Genomic DNA, 16,686 nt, shown 5'->3' with positions numbered 1-16,686 from the left:
CACGGCAAACATTTACTCACTAAGAGTATTTGCCGATTACCTCAAGTGCAAGTGCACTATTAACTTTCACAGCACAAAGATAGATGAAATCGTGCTTTTTGCTGTTTTTTCGAACATATCCTAACTGTCCATTGCGCAATTACCCGGTAAAATACGCAGAATTTTCCTGGGATTGGTCAAAAGGAGCTCATCCTGATTATGGTTTCATCATTCACATCTGCCCCACGCAGCGGTTTTTACTATTTTGCGCAAGGCTGGAAGCTCGTCTCGCAACCTGGGATTCGGCGTTTCGTTATTTTACCGCTGCTGGTCAATATTTTGTTGATGGGGGGCGCATTCTGGTGGCTCTTTACACAGCTCGATGTCTGGATCCCGACTCTCATGAGTTACGTTCCGGACTGGCTACAATGGCTGAGTTATCTGTTGTGGCCTCTGGCTGTCATCTCTGTGCTGTTAGTGTTTGGCTATTTCTTCTCCACGATTGCTAACTGGATTGCCGCTCCGTTTAACGGTTTATTGGCTGAACAACTGGAAGCACGATTGACTGGCGCTACACCGCCAGATACCGGGATTTTCGGTATCATGAAAGATGTGCCGCGAATCATGAAACGCGAATGGCAAAAATTTGCCTGGTATCTGCCGCGCGCAATTGTATTACTAATTCTTTACTTCATCCCTGGTATTGGGCAAACCGTCGCGCCGGTACTGTGGTTCCTGTTTAGCGCCTGGATGTTAGCCATCCAGTATTGCGATTACCCCTTCGATAACCACAAAGTGCCGTTTAAAGAGATGCGCACCGCCCTGCGCACACGCAAAATCACCAATATGCAGTTTGGTGCTTTAACCAGCCTGTTTACGATGATCCCGCTGCTTAATCTGTTCATCATGCCCGTTGCCGTTTGTGGCGCGACGGCGATGTGGGTCGATTGCTATCGCGATAAACACGCGATGTGGCGGTAACAATCTACCGGTTATTTTGTAAACCGTTTGTGTGAAACAGGGGTGGCTTATGCCGCCCCTTATTCCATCTTGCATGTCATTATTTCCCTTCTGTATATAGATATGCTAAATCCTTACTTCCGCATATTCTCTGAGCGGGTATGCTACCTGTTGTATCCCAATTTCATACAGTTAAGGACAGGCCATGAGTAAGATTTTTGAAGATAACTCGCTGACTATCGGTCACACGCCGCTGGTTCGCCTGAATCGCATCGGTAACGGACGCATTCTGGCGAAGGTGGAATCTCGTAACCCCAGCTTCAGCGTTAAGTGCCGTATCGGTGCCAACATGATTTGGGATGCCGAAAAGCGCGGCGTGCTGAAACCAGGCGTTGAACTGGTTGAACCGACCAGCGGTAATACCGGGATTGCACTGGCCTATGTAGCTGCCGCTCGCGGTTACAAACTCACCCTGACCATGCCAGAAACCATGAGTATTGAACGCCGCAAGCTGCTGAAAGCGTTAGGTGCAAACCTGGTGCTGACGGAAGGTGCTAAAGGCATGAAAGGCGCAATCCAAAAAGCAGAAGAAATTGTCGCCAGCAATCCAGAGAAATACCTGCTGCTGCAACAATTCAGCAATCCGGCAAACCCTGAAATTCACGAAAAAACCACCGGTCCGGAGATCTGGGAAGATACCGACGGTCAGGTTGATGTATTTATTGCTGGCGTTGGGACTGGCGGTACGCTGACTGGCGTCAGCCGCTACATTAAAGGCACCAAAGGCAAGACCGATCTTATCTCTGTCGCCGTTGAGCCAACCGATTCTCCAGTTATCGCCCAGGCGCTGGCAGGTGAAGAGATTAAACCTGGCCCGCATAAAATTCAGGGTATTGGCGCTGGTTTTATCCCGGCTAACCTCGATCTCAAGCTGGTCGATAAAGTCATTGGCATCACCAATGAAGAAGCCATTTCTACCGCCCGTCGTCTAATGGAAGAAGAAGGTATTCTTGCAGGTATCTCTTCTGGAGCAGCTGTTGCCGCGGCGTTGAAACTACAAGAAGATGAAAGCTTTACCAACAAGAATATTGTGGTTATTCTACCATCATCGGGTGAGCGTTATTTAAGCACCGCATTGTTTGCCGATCTCTTCACTGAGAAAGAATTGCAACAGTAATGCCAGCTTGTTAAAAATGCGTAAAAAAGCACCTTTTTAGGTGCTTTTTTGTGGCCTGCTTCAAACTTTCGCCCCTCCTGGCATTGATTCAGCCTGTCGGAACTGGTATTTAACCAGACTAATTATTTTGATCCGCGAAATTAATCGTTACAGGAAAAGCCAAAGCTGAATCGATTTTATGATTTGGTTCAATTCTTCCTTTAGCGGCATAATGTTTAATGACGTACGAAACGTCAGCGGTCAACACCCGCCAGCAATGGACTGTATTGCGCTCTTCGTGCGTCGCGTCTATTAAAAACTGGCGCTAACAATACAGGCTAAAGTCGAACCGCCAGGCTAGACTTTAGTTCCACAACACTAAACCTATAAGTTGGGGAAATACAATGTTCCAGCAAGAAGTTACCATTACAGCTCCGAACGGTCTGCACACCCGCCCTGCTGCCCAGTTTGTAAAAGAAGCTAAGGGCTTCACTTCTGAAATTACTGTGACTTCCAACGGCAAAAGCGCCAGCGCGAAAAGCCTGTTTAAACTGCAGACTCTGGGCCTGACTCAAGGTACCGTTGTGACTATCTCCGCAGAAGGCGAAGACGAGCAAAAAGCGGTTGAACATCTGGTTAAACTGATGGCGGAACTCGAGTAATTTCCCGGGTTCTTTTAAAAATCAGTCACAAGTAAGGTAGGGTTATGATTTCAGGCATTTTAGCATCCCCGGGTATCGCTTTCGGTAAAGCTCTGCTTCTGAAAGAAGACGAAATTGTCATTGACCGGAAAAAAATTTCTGCCGACCAGGTTGATCAGGAAGTTGAACGTTTTCTGAGCGGTCGTGCCAAGGCATCAGCCCAGCTGGAAACGATCAAAACGAAAGCTGGTGAAACGTTCGGTGAAGAAAAAGAAGCCATCTTTGAAGGGCATATTATGCTGCTCGAAGATGAGGAGCTGGAGCAGGAAATCATAGCCCTGATTAAAGATAAACACATGACAGCTGACGCAGCTGCTCATGAAGTTATCGAAGGTCAGGCTTCTGCCCTGGAAGAGCTGGATGATGAATACCTGAAAGAACGTGCGGCTGACGTACGTGATATCGGTAAGCGCCTGCTGCGCAACATCCTGGGCCTGAAGATTATCGACCTGAGCGCCATTCAGGATGAAGTCATTCTGGTTGCCGCTGACCTGACGCCGTCCGAAACCGCACAGCTGAACCTGAAGAAGGTGCTGGGTTTCATCACCGACGCGGGTGGCCGTACTTCCCACACCTCTATCATGGCGCGTTCTCTGGAACTGCCTGCTATCGTGGGTACCGGTAGCGTCACCTCTCAGGTGAAAAATGACGACTATCTGATTCTGGATGCCGTAAATAATCAGGTTTACGTCAATCCAACCAACGAAGTTATTGATAAAATGCGCGCTGTTCAGGAGCAAGTGGCTTCTGAAAAAGCAGAGCTTGCTAAACTGAAAGATCTGCCAGCTATTACGCTGGACGGTCACCAGGTAGAAGTATGCGCTAACATTGGTACGGTTCGTGACGTTGAAGGTGCAGAGCGTAACGGCGCTGAAGGCGTTGGTCTGTATCGTACTGAGTTCCTATTCATGGACCGCGACGCGCTGCCCACTGAAGAAGAACAGTTTGCTGCTTACAAAGCAGTGGCTGAAGCGTGTGGCTCGCAGGCGGTTATCGTTCGTACCATGGACATCGGCGGCGACAAAGAGCTGCCATACATGAACTTCCCGAAAGAAGAGAACCCGTTCCTCGGCTGGCGCGCTATCCGTATCGCGATGGATCGTAAAGAGATCCTGCGCGATCAGCTCCGCGCTATCCTGCGTGCCTCGGCTTTCGGTAAATTGCGCATTATGTTCCCGATGATCATCTCTGTTGAAGAAGTGCGTGCACTGCGCAAAGAGATCGAAATCTACAAACAGGAACTGCGCGACGAAGGTAAAGCGTTTGACGAGTCAATTGAAATCGGCGTAATGGTGGAAACACCGGCTGCCGCAACAATTGCACGTCATTTAGCCAAAGAAGTTGATTTCTTTAGTATCGGCACCAATGATTTAACGCAGTACACTCTGGCAGTTGACCGTGGTAATGATATGATTTCACACCTTTACCAGCCAATGTCACCGTCCGTGCTGAACTTGATCAAGCAAGTTATTGATGCTTCTCATGCTGAAGGCAAATGGACTGGCATGTGTGGTGAGCTTGCTGGCGATGAACGTGCTACACTTCTGTTGCTGGGGATGGGTCTGGACGAATTCTCTATGAGCGCCATTTCTATCCCGCGCATTAAGAAGATTATCCGTAACACGAACTTCGAAGATGCGAAGGTGTTAGCAGAGCAGGCTCTTGCTCAACCGACAACGGACGAGTTAATGACGCTGGTTAACAAGTTCATTGAAGAAAAAACAATCTGCTAATCCACGAGATGCGGCCCAATTTACTGCTTAGGAGAAGATCATGGGTTTGTTCGATAAACTGAAATCTCTGGTTTCCGACGACAAGAAGGATACCGGAACTATTGAGATCATTGCTCCGCTCTCTGGCGAGATCGTCAATATCGAAGACGTGCCGGATGTCGTTTTTGCGGAAAAAATCGTTGGTGATGGTATTGCTATCAAACCAACGGGTAACAAAATGGTCGCGCCTGTAGACGGTACCATTGGTAAAATCTTTGAAACCAATCACGCGTTCTCTATCGAATCTGATAGCGGCGTTGAACTGTTCGTCCACTTCGGTATCGACACCGTTGAACTGAAAGGCGAAGGCTTCAAGCGTATTGCAGAAGAAGGTCAGCGCGTGAAAGTTGGCGATACTGTCATTGAATTTGATCTGCCGCTGCTGGAAGAGAAAGCCAAGTCTACCCTGACTCCGGTTGTTATCTCCAACATGGACGAAATCAAAGAACTGATCAAACTGCCCGGTAGCGTAACCGTGGGTGAAACCCCGGTTATCCGCATCAAGAAGTAATTCTTGCCGCAGTGAAAAATGGCGCCCATCGGCGCCATTTTTTATGCTTCCGCCAGCGGCGGCAAAATCAATTCATCGCTCTCATGCTGCTGGGTGTAGCGCATCACTTCCAGTACGCGCAACCCCGCACGGTGCACCGCATCGTTTAACGCCTTCCCTTTCAGCAAACCACTGATAAGCTGAGCACAAAACAGGTCGCCAGTCCCTTTCAGGTCGGTTTTTACCCGTGAATGGGAAATGACATTCACGCTGTCGGCACTGACCACCACCACCTGCATCTCCTGATTTTCTTCATTACCGGAGGCGCTGGTAATCACCACCCATTTTAATGTGTCTGAAAGCAGACTTTTTGCGGCAGCAATGGCACTGTCGAGATCGCGGCAATTTTTACCGGTCAGGATTTCCAGCTCAAAGATATTGGGGGTAATTCCCTGCGCCAGCGGCAGTAAATATTGTCGATACGCCTCGGGAAGGTCAGGTTTGACATAAATTCCGCTATCAATATCGCCAATCACCGGATCGACCATGATCAATAGGTCAGGATGGTCTTTGCGTAGCGCAGTCAGCCACTCGGCAAGGATTTTGATTTGCGATGCCGTTCCCATATAGCCCGTGGTTACAGCGCGCAGCTGGCGCAGCGCATCACGCTCCTGAAGCGCACGCAAATAACCGCTAAACCATTCATCCGGAATCGCACCACCGTAGAAAGTGTCATAATGCGGCGTATTGCTCAGCAATACCGTCGGCACGGCAAAAACATTCAGACCGTTCTGTTTGATAGCAGGCACGGCAATGCTGTTGCCCACGCTGCCGTAAACCACCTGCGACTGCACGGCGACGATATCCGCCTGCAGCGCCCTGCTCTTATCGTTAAACAACAACAAACTACTCATTTAATTTTTTCTCCTTGCCGATGATCCTCATCGTATTCCAACCGAAACTTTACCTGATTCTGGCAGTCAAATCGGCTATTACAAAACAAGGATAAGGTAATTCAATGAAGAAAATCATTTGTCTGGTCATTACACTACTAATGACACTCCCCGCTTACGCGAAGTTAACTGCCCATGAAGAAGCCCGCATCAACGCCATGCTGGAGGGATTATCACAGAAAAAGGATTTGATATTTGTGCGCAACGGTGATGAACATACCTGCGATGAAGCGGTTTCTCATCTGCGTCTGAAGCTCGGCAATACCCGTAACCGCATTGACACTGCCGAGCAGTTTATTGATAAGGTTGCTTCGTCGTCATCGATTACCGGGAAGCCGTATATTGTGAAGATCCCCGGTAAGAGCGATGAGAACGCACAGCCTTTTTTACATGCGCTAATTGCGCAGACGGATAAAACGGTGCCTGCGCAATAATCTTAAATCCCCGCCCCCTGGCTAAAATGCTCTTCCCCAAACACTCCGGTGGAGAGGTAGCGATCGCCACGATCGCAGATGATCGCTACCACCACCGCACCAGGGTTAGCTTTTGCCACCCGCAGTGCTCCAGCAACCGCGCCGCCTGAGCTGACGCCACAGAATATTCCTTCCCGCACCGCCAGTTCGCGCATGGTGTTTTCCGCATCGCGCTGATGAATATCCAGCACCTCATCCACCAGAGAAGCGTTGAAAATCCCCGGCAGATATTCCGCAGGCCAGCGGCGAATGCCGGGAATACTGCTGCCTTCTTCCGGCTGCAGGCCGACAATGGTCACCGGTTTGGATTGTTCGCGCATAAAGCGTGAAACGCCGGTGATAGTGCCGGTTGTTCCCATGCTGGAGACAAAATGGGTAATGCGCCCGCCGGTTTGCTGCCAGATTTCCGGCCCGGTAGTGGTGTAATGGGCGTAAGGGTTATCGGGATTATTGAACTGATCGAGCAGCTTTCCTTCGCCACGATTCGCCATCTCCAGCGCCAGATCGCGCGCACCTTCCATGCCCTGCTCTTTGGTGACAAGAATCAGTTCCGCACCATAAGCACGCATCGCCGCACGGCGTTCCTGGCTCATGTTGTCGGGCATCAGCAATTTCATGCGATAGCCTTTAAGCGCGGCAATCATTGCCAGCGCAATGCCGGTGTTACCACTGGTGGCTTCGATTAACACATCACCCGGTTTAATTTCCCCGCGCTTTTCCGCCTCGACGATCATCGAAAGTACCGCACGATCTTTCACCGAACCTGCCGGGTTATTGCCTTCCAGTTTCAACCAGACTTCACTGCCGTTATTCGGCCCCATTCGCTGCAACTTTACCAGAGGCGTATTGCCTATTGTTTGTTCTAATGTACTCACGATCTCTATCCATACGTGGTGTTGCCTGATGCGACGCTTGCGCGTCTTATCAGGTCTACAGGTTACAAACCTTGCCATTAAAAAGCCCGGATCGCGGGAAGCGCCTCCGGGCGTTTAACATTCACTCAACCTATCAGGCGCTTTGTGCGAGAGCAAGTTCCTCATCTCGGGTTTCGATACGCTCGTCGCCGTTATACAGCCGCGCATGTTGCAGACCAACGAATAAACGCTCGCCACGCTGCGGGGCATCGTCGCCATGCATCACGACCGTCAGCGGTTCGTTGTACCACCCCAGCGGCTGCACCACTAATTGGGTGTAGTGACCTTTCGGGCTGGCTTCCAGTACCTGTACCGGCAGCGGCGAATCGAGACTGGTACGGCGGCTGATATCCACTTCCCACGGGCGCAGGAAGAGATCCACCGGCCCCTGATACGCAGGCGTATACCCCAGCGGCCAGCGATGTGCGCCAACATGGAACTGCCCGCCGCGAATGGTTCCCTGCAGGCGGTTCACTTCGCCCATAAATTCGAGCACAAATCGGGTCGCTGGTTCGCGCCATACCTGGTCCGGCGCATCAGCCTGCTCGATATTGCCCTGGCTCATCACCACTACACGATCAGCTACTTCGGTCGCTTCTTCCTGGTCGTGGGTCACGAACACGCTGGTGAATTTCAGCTCTTCATGCAGTTGACGCAGCCAGCGACGCAGCTCTTTACGCACCTGCGCATCCAGCGCGCCAAACGGTTCATCAAGCAGGAGAATTTGCGGTTCAACAGCCAGCGCGCGCGCCAGCGCCACGCGCTGTTTCTGGCCGCCGGAAAGCTGTGCCGGATAACGATCCGCCAGATGCGCAAGCTGGACCATCTCCAGCAATTTTGTCACTTTCGCTTTGATGGCTGCGGCATTCGGGCGCTCGCGACGTGGCAGCACCGTCAGGCCAAAAGCGATATTGTCGAACACCGTCATATGACGGAACAGCGCGTAATGCTGGAACACGAAACCGACTTTACGATCGCGTGCGTGCAGGCGGCTCACGTCGGTACCGTGGAAGCGAATATGCCCGCTGGTTTGATGCTCCAGCCCGGCAATAATGCGCAGCAGCGTGGTTTTTCCGGAACCGGACGGCCCCAGCAGCGCGACCATCTGACCAGAAGGAATATCCAGTGAGATATCGTTCAGCACCTGGGTGCGACCAAACGACTTCTTAATATTGGCAATCTCAATGCTCATGATGCTCCTCCTGCTGCGCGCGTTTTTCCTGATTCTCCAGACGCCACTGCAACATACTCTTTAAAAACAGGGTGATAATCGCCATCAGCGTCAACAGCGCGGCGGCGGTAAAGGAGCCGACGGTGTTGTAGTCCTGCTCCAGCAATTCAATCTGTAACGGCAGCGAAAGTGTTTCGCCGCGAATCGAGCCGGAAACCACCGACACCGCACCAAACTCGCCAATCGCGCGGGCGTTGGTTAGCACCACACCATACAGCAGCGCCCAGCGAATGTTCGGCAATGTGACGCGACGGAACATCTGCCAGCCAGACGCGCCAAGCAAAATCGCCGCTTCGTCTTCCTGGCTGCCCTGGCTTAACATCACCGGCACCAGCTCGCGCACCACAAAAGGACAGGTCACAAAGATGGTGACCAGCACCATTCCCGGCCAGGAGAACATAATCTGCAAATTATGTTCATCCAGCCAGCCGCCCAGCGGACCGTTAGAGCCGTAGAACAGCAGATACACCAGACCGGCAACCACCGGCGATACGGCAAACGGAATGTCCAGTAGCGTCAGCAGTAACTGGCGTCCGGGGAAGTTAAAGCGCGTTACCAGCCACGCCAGCAGAATGCCGAACACCAGGTTCACCGGTACGGCAATCAGCGCAATCATCACCGTCAGCCAAATGGCGTGCAGCATGTCCGGATCGGCCAGATTCTGTAAAACCGGCATCAGCCCTTTGCTGAACGCCTGTACGAAGATATAAATCATCGGCACCAGCAGGATGAACGCCGATACCAGCATCCCGATGCCAATCAGAAACCATTTGCCCCAGTTAATCGGGCGCGCGTCATAACGCTTCAATTGGGTAACTTCCGCCATTAATGACCTACCACACGCCGACCAAAGCGACTTTGCAGAGTGTTAATTGAGAACAGCAGCAGCAGGGATACCGCGAGGATCACCGAAGCAATCGCGCTCGCCGCCGGGTAATCAAACTCCTGCAAGCGCACAAAAATCATCAGCGACGTCACTTCCGTCTTCCAGGCGATGTTCCCGGCGATAAATATCACCGCGCCAAACTCACCAAGACTACGGGTAAACGACAACGCCACGCCCGCCACCAGCGCTGGAGAAAGTTCCGGCAGCACCACTTTGCAGAAACTCTGCCAGCGCGTTGCACCAAGCGTTTCCGCCGCTTCTTCATATTCTGGGCCTAACTCTTCCAGCACCGGCTGCACGGTACGCACCACAAACGGAATGCTGGTAAAGGCCATCGCCACCGCAATACCAAGCCAGGTATAGGTGACTTTGATATCAAACTTCGCCAGCCATTCACCGTAAAAACCGTTTACGGAAAAGAGCGAGGCCAGCGTTAAACCGGCGACTGCCGTTGGCAGCGCAAAGGGTAAATCCATCAGCGCATCAAGCAGCGTGCGGCCCGGAAAGCGATAACGTGTTAAAATCCACGCCATCAGCAGACCGAAAACGCCGTTAAAAATCGATGCCACAAACGCCGACAGCAGCGTCACTTTGTAGGCCGCGACCACTTGTGGGTTGGTGATCACCTCCCAGTACTGCGCCCAGCTCATCTGAGCCAGCTGCATCACCAGCGCGGAGAGCGGCAGCAGCAAAATCAGGCACACAAACAGCAGACTGGTGCCGAGGCTTAAGGTAAAGCCCGGCAGCACGCGTCTTGATGAAACTGCAAACATCAGTTACGCCCCGCCGCTAACAGCTTGTCTAACTCGCCGCCGCTGGTGAAGTGGGTTTTCATCACTTCCGGCCAGGAGCCAAATTTGTCTTCCACGCGGAACAGCTCGGTCTGCGGGAATTTATCTTTCAGTTTGTCCATGACTTCCGGGTTATTTACGCGGTAGTAATAGTCGGTGATGATGGTCTGCGCCTGCGGGCTGTAGAGCCAGTTCAGGTAGGCTTTTGCTGCTTTTTCCGTACCGTTGGCCTGCACGTTTTTATCGACCCACGCCACCGGGAATTCCGCCAGAATGTTGGTTTTCGGAATCACCACTTCAAAGCCTTGCGCTTCATACTGTTTACGGATGTTGTTCACTTCCGACTCGAAGCTGATCAGTACATCGCCCAGGCCGCGCTCGGCAAAAGTGGTGGTCGCGCCACGACCGCCAGTATCGAACACTTCAACGTTTTTCAGGAACTGGGTCATAAACTGTTCGGTTTTGGCTTTGTCGCCACCGTCAGCTTTATCCGCTGCACCCCATGCCGCCAGATAGGTATAACGCGCGTTACCCGACGTTTTCGGGTTCGGGAAAATCAGCTTCACGTCGGAGCGCACCAGGTCGTTCCAGTCGTGGATATTCTTCGGGTTGCCCTTACGCACCAGGAAGCCCATGGTGGAGTAGAACGGCGAGCTATTATTCGGCAGGCGCGACTGCCAGTCAGCCGGGATCAGCTTGCCTTTGTCGTGCAGAATTTGTACGTCGGTCACCTGGTTATAAGTGACAACGTCGGTTTTTAAGCCCTGCAAAATTGCCAGCGCCTGTTTTGATGACCCGGCATGAGATTGTTTTATCGTCAGTTTGTCGCCGCCGTTATCTTTTGCCCATTGCTGTTCAAACGGCGGATTCAGGGCGGCAAACAGCTCGCGGGAGACGTCATAAGAACTGTTCAGCAGTTCCGTTGCCTGTACATGGCCCGCCAGCAGCAGAGAAGCGACCAGCGCGAGTGAGTTCTTTTTCAGTAAGTTAACGGCCATTGCGCACCCTTATAAATTTAATGACTTTCTAATAGCCATCATATTTATAACGGACGTGAAAGGAGTAACGGTTTTATATACCGTTTGGTGATTTGGAAGTTAAAAAGGGAATAAGAACTTGGTTCAACAGGCGTAATTGTTGCAGGCAGTTTGGACACGGACAGCGCGGAGAAACCGGAGCGTACACATAGTACGTGAGTATTTCGAGCACTGCCCGGGGCCAAAATGACAAATAAAATAGCCTGGTGAACTTAGTTCAAGACGAAATCCTCCCCACACATGCAGGGAGGAAACAGAGGTGAATCAGATACCGACGCTAACCGTCTCCGGCAGTGTGCTGCCGCCATCAATCACATTCTGTGTACCGGTTAAATAGCTGGATTCATCCGATGCGAGGAAGGCCGCCAGTTCGCCGACTTCCAGCGGATCGGCGAGGCGACGCATCGGGATTGCTTTCGCCATTTCAGTCAGCACCGACTCTGGATCTTCCAGGTTCGACTGGCGGGCAATGCTTTCCGCCATTGGTGTGCGCACGTATCCCGGGCAAATGGCGTTAACGCGAATACCAGACTGCGCGTACTCCACCGCCAGCGATTTTGTCAGGCCAACAATCGCCGCTTTCGTTAAGGCGTACGCCGTTTCGCCAGGATCGGCCACCATATCACCAGTGACTGAAGACATCATCACAATGCGACCATCTTTGCGCGCAATCATCTCCGGCAGCACCGCCTTCGTGACGTTCCATACGCCTTTAATATTGATATCAATATGGAAATCGCGATCGTCATCGCTCATATCGAGGAAACTGCCCAGACGACAAACGCCTGCGTTATTCACCAGGATATCAATGCGCCCTTCTTTTTCCTTCGCGCGTTTGATAGCTGCGGCTACCGACGCCGGGTCACGCACATCGGCGACAACCGCCGTACAGCGATGACCACGACCACACAGTTCGTCCGCCAGCTTTTCGATCTCAGGGGAGATATCCAGCAAGATTAGGTTCGCGCCATGACGTGCAAAAGTTCTGGCAATTCCTTCGCCAATTCCCTGCAATGCGCCCGTAATCAGTGCTGTCTTGCCCGTGAGTTTACCCATTTTAATGCTCTCCTTGTTAATACAGAGCGTTACACTCCATTCCCTCTGAAAATACAGGATAAACAAAATATTGCTGCGGATCAGCTCACTAATTCAGGAAAATCTCAATCCAGTCGCTGCTTTATGCATCATTTCAGGCGTTGTGTTAGCTCACTGCTGCGCTGAATCATTTTCAATGACGCCACATCATTGAGTTGCACAAGACCAACAAACAGTAAATCGGTAACAGAATTTTGCGCCGTGCGGGTAGACATCGACGAGCTACGCCATTCGGTTTCACCGGAAACGGTATCGAGCGTGAAATGCGCCAGCCGCCGCAGCGGAGAGTCAGCCAGAGAAGTAATGGCAATCACCGTTGCCCCCTGCTTTCGTGCCGCTTCTGCGCACAAGACAATCTCTTTTTTACTGCCGCTGTAAGAGATAGCGATTTGTACATCGCCTTTTTTCAACGCCTGGGAAACGGTGGCTTGTACGTGCGTGTCGGCTTCGCAGGCCACGCGATAGCCAATTTTCATCAGTTTGAACGACAGATCGCGCCCCACCAGCGCCGATCCGCCCAGGCCCGTTATCTGGATAAACGGTGCTTTACTGATGACCTCAATGATTTTTTGCAGCCGCGCGTAGTCGAACAACGCACAGGTTTGCTCCAGCGCCAGCTCTTTTTCGCGATTCAATTTGCGGGCAATCACTTCCAGCGAATCATCACTGGTAATCGAACTGTGCAGGTGCAGCGCCGTGGTATTCGTTTTCTCCCGGCTGGCACTGTATTCGCCTATTAACGCCATACGCAATTCAGTAAATCCTTGCGCGCCGAGTTTTTGGGCAAATTTCACTATGCTCGACTGGCTAATGCCGAGCTGTTTCGCCATCTGCCGTGAAGAAACGGATTGCAGCTCACTCACGTTGGCCTGCAGAAAGTCAGCGATTTTTTGCTCGTTTTCGGTGAATTCACTCCCCGCATTGCTTATTTTCGTCAGGTACAACATCTTCCACTCTCCTGGGCTGGCAGCATAAATTCCGCTTAAGTTCTTATGACGCTCTTCACACTCTGCGAGTGTAGACTCAATGATTCCTTTAAGTCTGTCAATTCAGGATATATGATTCCATACATCTGCAATTATTTGATCGTAAATAGTAAGGTCACCACCGATGCAACTTGAAAAGATGATTACTGAAGGCTCGAACGCCGCCTCGGCTGAAATTGACCGCGTATCAACGCTGGAAATGTGCCGGATTATCAACGATGAAGATAAAACCGTACCGCTTGCCGTTGAGCGCGTACTGCCGGATATCGCCGCGGCGATCGATGTTATCCACGCCCAGGTAAGCGGCGGCGGGCGTCTGATTTACCTCGGTGCGGGAACATCCGGTCGTCTGGGGATTCTGGATGCCAGCGAATGTCCGCCCACCTACGGCGTGAAACCGGGTCTGGTGGTTGGTTTGATTGCTGGCGGCGAATATGCCATTCAGCACGCGGTGGAAGGCGCGGAAGATAGCCGGGAAGGCGGTGTTAATGATCTGAAAAATATTAATTTAACGGCACAGGATGTGGTGGTTGGCATTGCTGCCAGCGGTCGCACGCCGTATGTGATTGCCGGACTGGAATACGCACGCCAGCTCGGCTGCCGCACAGTGGGAATTTCCTGTAATCCGGGGAGCGCCGTTTCAACCACCGCTGAGTTTGCCATTACACCGATTGTAGGTGCCGAAGTTGTTACCGGTTCTTCGCGGATGAAAGCAGGTACAGCGCAGAAACTGGTGCTCAATATGCTTTCCACCGGGCTGATGATTAAATCCGGCAAAGTGTTCGGCAACCTTATGGTCGATGTGGTCGCCACCAACGAAAAACTGCATGTGCGCCAGGTCAATATCGTTAAAAACGCCACCGGATGTAATGCCGAACAAGCGGAAGCGGCGTTAATTGCCTGCGAGCGCAACTGTAAAACGGCCATTGTGATGGTGCTGAAAAATCTCGATGCCGCAGAAGCTAAAAAACGCCTGGATCAACACGGCGGCTTTATTCGTCAGGTTTTAGACAAGGAATAACCCATGGCCAAAGAGATCAGCAGTGAACTTCTGAACACCATTCTTACCCGTGTCGGCGGACCGGGAAATATCGCCAGTTGTGGTAACTGTATGACGCGCCTGCATCTGGGTGTACATGACAGTTCACTGGTTGATCCCAATATCAAAACGCTGGAAGGCGTGAAGAGCGTCATTTTGACCAGCGACCAGGTGCAGGTCGTTTTTGGACCTGGTAAAGCGCATCGTGCCGCAAAAGCGATGAGCGAGCTGCTGGGCGAGGCACCGGTACAGGATGCCGCAGAAATCGCCGCCCAGAACAAACGTCAGTTAAAAGCCAAACAAACCTCCGGCGTGCAACAATTTCTCGCCAAATTCGCCACCATCTTCACGCCGCTGATCCCCGGTTTTATTGCCGCCGGTCTGCTGCTGGGGATAGCGACGTTAATTGCCACGGTGATGCACGTTCCGGCAGATGCTCAGGGCACGCTACCCGACGCGCTGAATTTTATGAAGGTGTTCAGCAAAGGTTTGTTCACCTTCCTGGTGATTCTGGTGGGCTATAACGCCGCCCAGGCATTTGGCGGCACGGGCGTCAATGGCGCAATTATTGCCGCACTCTTTTTGCTCGGTTATAACCCCGCTGCAACCACCGGTTACTACGCCGGTTTTCACGATTTCTTTGGTCTGCCCATCGATCTGCGCGGCAATATTATCGGCGTGCTGATTGCCGCGTGGGCCTGCGCCCGCATTGAAGGCATGGTGCGCCGCTTTATGCCGGACGATCTCGACATGCTGCTGACCTCGTTAATCACCCTGCTGATCACCGCTACGCTTGCGTACCTGATCATTATGCCGCTGGGTGGCTGGTTATTCGAAGGTATGTCATGGCTGTTTATGCACCTGAACAGTAATCCGTTCGGTTGTGCGGTTTTAGCCGGGCTGTTCCTGATCGCCGTGGTATTTGGCGTGCATCAGGGCTTTATTCCTGTTTACCTCGCGTTAATGGACAGCTAGGGATTCAACAGCTTATTTCCCATCCTTTCAATGGCAGGCGCGGGCCAGGTGGGCGCGGCGCTGGCACTCTACTGGCGGTCGCAACCGCACAGTGCGCTACGCAGTCAGGTACGCGGGGCGATTATTCCCGGCCTGCTGGGCGTTGGTGAACCGCTGATTTACGGTGTCACCCTGCCCCGCATGAAGCCGTTTGTCACCGCCTGTTTAGGCGGTGCGGCGGGCGGTTTGTTTATCGGCCTGATAGCCTAGTGGGGTCTGCCGATGGGCTTAAACAGCGCCTTTGGGCCGTCTGGTCTGGTAGCGCTGCCGCTGATGACTTCCGCACAAGGCATCCTTCCGGCCATGGCGGTTTATGCTGGCGGGATTCTGGTGGCATGGGTTTGCGGGTTTATTTTCACCACGCTCTTTGGCTGCCGTAACGTCAATCTGGACTGATATCATGAAACGGACAATGCTCTATCTTTCTCTGCTGGCTGTTAGTTGTAGCGTCAGCGCCGCAAAATACCCTGTTCTGACAGAAAGCTCGCCAGAGAAAGCAGGGTTTAACGTCAAACGGCTTAACCAGATGGATCGCTGGATTAGCCAGCAAGTTGATGCCGGTTATCCCGGCGTAAACCTGCTGATCATTAAAGATAATCAGATTGTGTATCGCAAAGCCTGGGGAGCGGCGAAAAAGTACGATGGCAGCGTGTTGATGGAACAGCCTGTCAAAGCCACCACCGGGACGCTGTATGACCTGGCCTCAAACACCAAAATGTACGCCACGAACTTCGCGCTGCAAAAGCTGATGAGCGAAGGCAAACTGCATCCTGACGATCGGATTGCGAAATATATTCCGGGGTTTGCCGATAGTCCAAATGACACCATTAAAGGCAAAAACACCCTGCGGATTTCGGTAATGACTCCAACTTATTGATAGTGTTTTATGTTCAGATAATGCCCGATGACTTTGTCATGCAGCTCCACCGATTTTGAGAACGACAGCGACTTCCGTCCCAGCCGTGCCAGGTGCTGCCTCAGATTCAGGTTATGCCGCTCAATTCGCTGCGTATATCGCTTGCTGATTACGTGCAGCTTTCCCTTCAGGCGGGATTCATACAGTGGCCAGCCATCCGTCATCCATATCACCACGTCAAAGGGTGACAGCAAGCTCATAAGACGCCCCAGCGTCGCCATAGTGCGTTCACCGAATACGTGCGCAACAACCGTCTTCCGGAGCCTGTCATACGCGTAAAACAGCCAGCGCTG

Annotated in this window: 15 protein-coding genes and 3 pseudogenes; 9 read left to right on the top strand and 9 right to left on the bottom strand. The window is 52.0% G+C overall.

Features of this window, described 5'->3' with window-relative positions; all coding sequences use genetic code 11:
- Positions 1-198 precede the first annotated feature (198 nt).
- The 5 genes from cysZ (at position 199) to crr (ending at position 5,079) form a co-directional block, all read left to right on the top strand.
- A complete protein-coding gene (cysZ, locus tag BGK49_RS14670) occupies positions 199-960 on the top strand; it encodes a sulfate transporter CysZ (protein ID WP_000254839.1) in 762 nt (253 codons plus the stop codon).
- 184 nt (positions 961-1,144) lie between these two features.
- Positions 1,145-2,116, top strand: a complete 972-nt coding sequence (cysK, locus tag BGK49_RS14665) for a cysteine synthase A (protein ID WP_000034402.1) — start codon at positions 1,145-1,147, stop codon at positions 2,114-2,116.
- Positions 2,117-2,499: 383 nt separating this feature from the next.
- Entirely contained in the window at positions 2,500-2,757 is a 258-nt protein-coding gene (gene ptsH / locus BGK49_RS14660) for a phosphocarrier protein Hpr (RefSeq protein WP_000487600.1), read from the top strand.
- Positions 2,758-2,801: 44 nt separating this feature from the next.
- Positions 2,802-4,529, top strand: coding sequence for a phosphoenolpyruvate-protein phosphotransferase PtsI (gene ptsI / locus BGK49_RS14655; RefSeq protein ID WP_000623136.1), 1,728 nt, complete (start codon positions 2,802-2,804; stop codon positions 4,527-4,529).
- A gap of 40 nt (positions 4,530-4,569) precedes the next feature.
- Positions 4,570-5,079: a PTS glucose transporter subunit IIA gene (crr, locus tag BGK49_RS14650; RefSeq protein ID WP_000522245.1), complete on the top strand. Its 510-nt coding sequence runs from the start codon at positions 4,570-4,572 to the stop codon at positions 5,077-5,079.
- 41 nt (positions 5,080-5,120) lie between these two features.
- Here crr and pdxK read toward each other — a convergent pair whose 3' ends face one another.
- Positions 5,121-5,972 carry a pyridoxine/pyridoxal/pyridoxamine kinase gene (gene pdxK, locus BGK49_RS14645; RefSeq protein WP_000096660.1) on the bottom strand — a complete coding sequence of 284 codons (852 nt, stop codon included), beginning with the start codon at positions 5,970-5,972 and terminating at the stop codon, positions 5,121-5,123.
- A gap of 104 nt (positions 5,973-6,076) precedes the next feature.
- On the opposite strand from pdxK, the gene BGK49_RS14640 reads away from it, so the two are divergent.
- Positions 6,077-6,445, top strand: coding sequence for a YfeK family protein (locus tag BGK49_RS14640; protein ID WP_000719952.1), 369 nt, complete (start codon positions 6,077-6,079; stop codon positions 6,443-6,445).
- Positions 6,446-6,447: 2 nt separating this feature from the next.
- Here the strand turns inward: BGK49_RS14640 and cysM are convergent, their stop codons facing one another.
- The 7 genes from cysM to murR form a co-directional block, all read right to left on the bottom strand.
- Positions 6,448-7,359, bottom strand: a complete 912-nt coding sequence (gene cysM / locus BGK49_RS14635) for a cysteine synthase B (protein ID WP_024259642.1) — start codon at positions 7,357-7,359, stop codon at positions 6,448-6,450.
- A gap of 133 nt (positions 7,360-7,492) precedes the next feature.
- The gene (cysA, locus tag BGK49_RS14630; protein ID WP_000021036.1) at positions 7,493-8,590 is read right to left on the bottom strand and encodes a sulfate/thiosulfate ABC transporter ATP-binding protein CysA; all 1,098 of its coding nucleotides are present in this window, start codon (positions 8,588-8,590) and stop codon (positions 7,493-7,495) included.
- Entirely contained in the window at positions 8,580-9,455 is an 876-nt protein-coding gene (gene cysW, locus BGK49_RS14625) for a sulfate/thiosulfate ABC transporter permease CysW (protein ID WP_000852686.1), read from the bottom strand. Before cysW ends, cysA begins: the two co-directional genes overlap by 11 nt.
- Positions 9,455-10,288 carry a sulfate/thiosulfate ABC transporter permease CysT gene (gene cysT / locus BGK49_RS14620; protein WP_000458407.1) on the bottom strand — a complete coding sequence of 278 codons (834 nt, stop codon included), beginning with the start codon at positions 10,286-10,288 and terminating at the stop codon, positions 9,455-9,457. Before cysT ends, cysW begins: the two co-directional genes overlap by 1 nt.
- A complete protein-coding gene (gene cysP / locus BGK49_RS14615; RefSeq protein WP_000290244.1) occupies positions 10,288-11,304 on the bottom strand; it encodes a thiosulfate/sulfate ABC transporter substrate-binding protein CysP in 1,017 nt (338 codons plus the stop codon). Before cysP ends, cysT begins: the two co-directional genes overlap by 1 nt.
- Positions 11,305-11,607: 303 nt before the next feature.
- Positions 11,608-12,399, bottom strand: coding sequence for an SDR family oxidoreductase UcpA (gene ucpA, locus BGK49_RS14610; RefSeq protein WP_000517427.1), 792 nt, complete (start codon positions 12,397-12,399; stop codon positions 11,608-11,610).
- 128 nt (positions 12,400-12,527) lie between these two features.
- A complete protein-coding gene (gene murR, locus BGK49_RS14605; RefSeq protein WP_000966474.1) occupies positions 12,528-13,385 on the bottom strand; it encodes an HTH-type transcriptional regulator MurR in 858 nt (285 codons plus the stop codon).
- Between the two features lie 163 nt (positions 13,386-13,548).
- Between murR and murQ the strand changes: the two genes are divergently transcribed.
- From murQ to BGK49_RS14590, 3 genes and pseudogenes are all read left to right on the top strand, one after another.
- The gene (gene murQ, locus BGK49_RS14600; RefSeq protein ID WP_001175620.1) at positions 13,549-14,445 is read left to right on the top strand and encodes an N-acetylmuramic acid 6-phosphate etherase; all 897 of its coding nucleotides are present in this window, start codon (positions 13,549-13,551) and stop codon (positions 14,443-14,445) included.
- Between the two features lie 3 nt (positions 14,446-14,448).
- Positions 14,449-15,873: pseudogene (gene murP / locus BGK49_RS14595) on the top strand (PTS N-acetylmuramic acid transporter subunit IIBC).
- Positions 15,874-15,877: 4 nt separating this feature from the next.
- Positions 15,878-16,333, top strand: a pseudogene (locus tag BGK49_RS14590) (serine hydrolase); the annotation flags it as partial.
- Positions 16,334-16,347: 14 nt separating this feature from the next.
- Here BGK49_RS14590 and BGK49_RS14585 read toward each other — a convergent pair.
- Positions 16,348-16,686: pseudogene (locus BGK49_RS14585) on the bottom strand (IS1-like element IS1B family transposase); the annotation flags it as partial.

This window comes from Shigella sp. FC1544 (genome assembly GCF_001722145.1).
GTDB lineage: Bacteria > Pseudomonadota > Gammaproteobacteria > Enterobacterales > Enterobacteriaceae > Escherichia > Escherichia coli.
The sequence above is the reverse complement of the archived record's forward strand: the minus strand, read 5'-3'. Positions and strand labels throughout refer to the sequence as shown.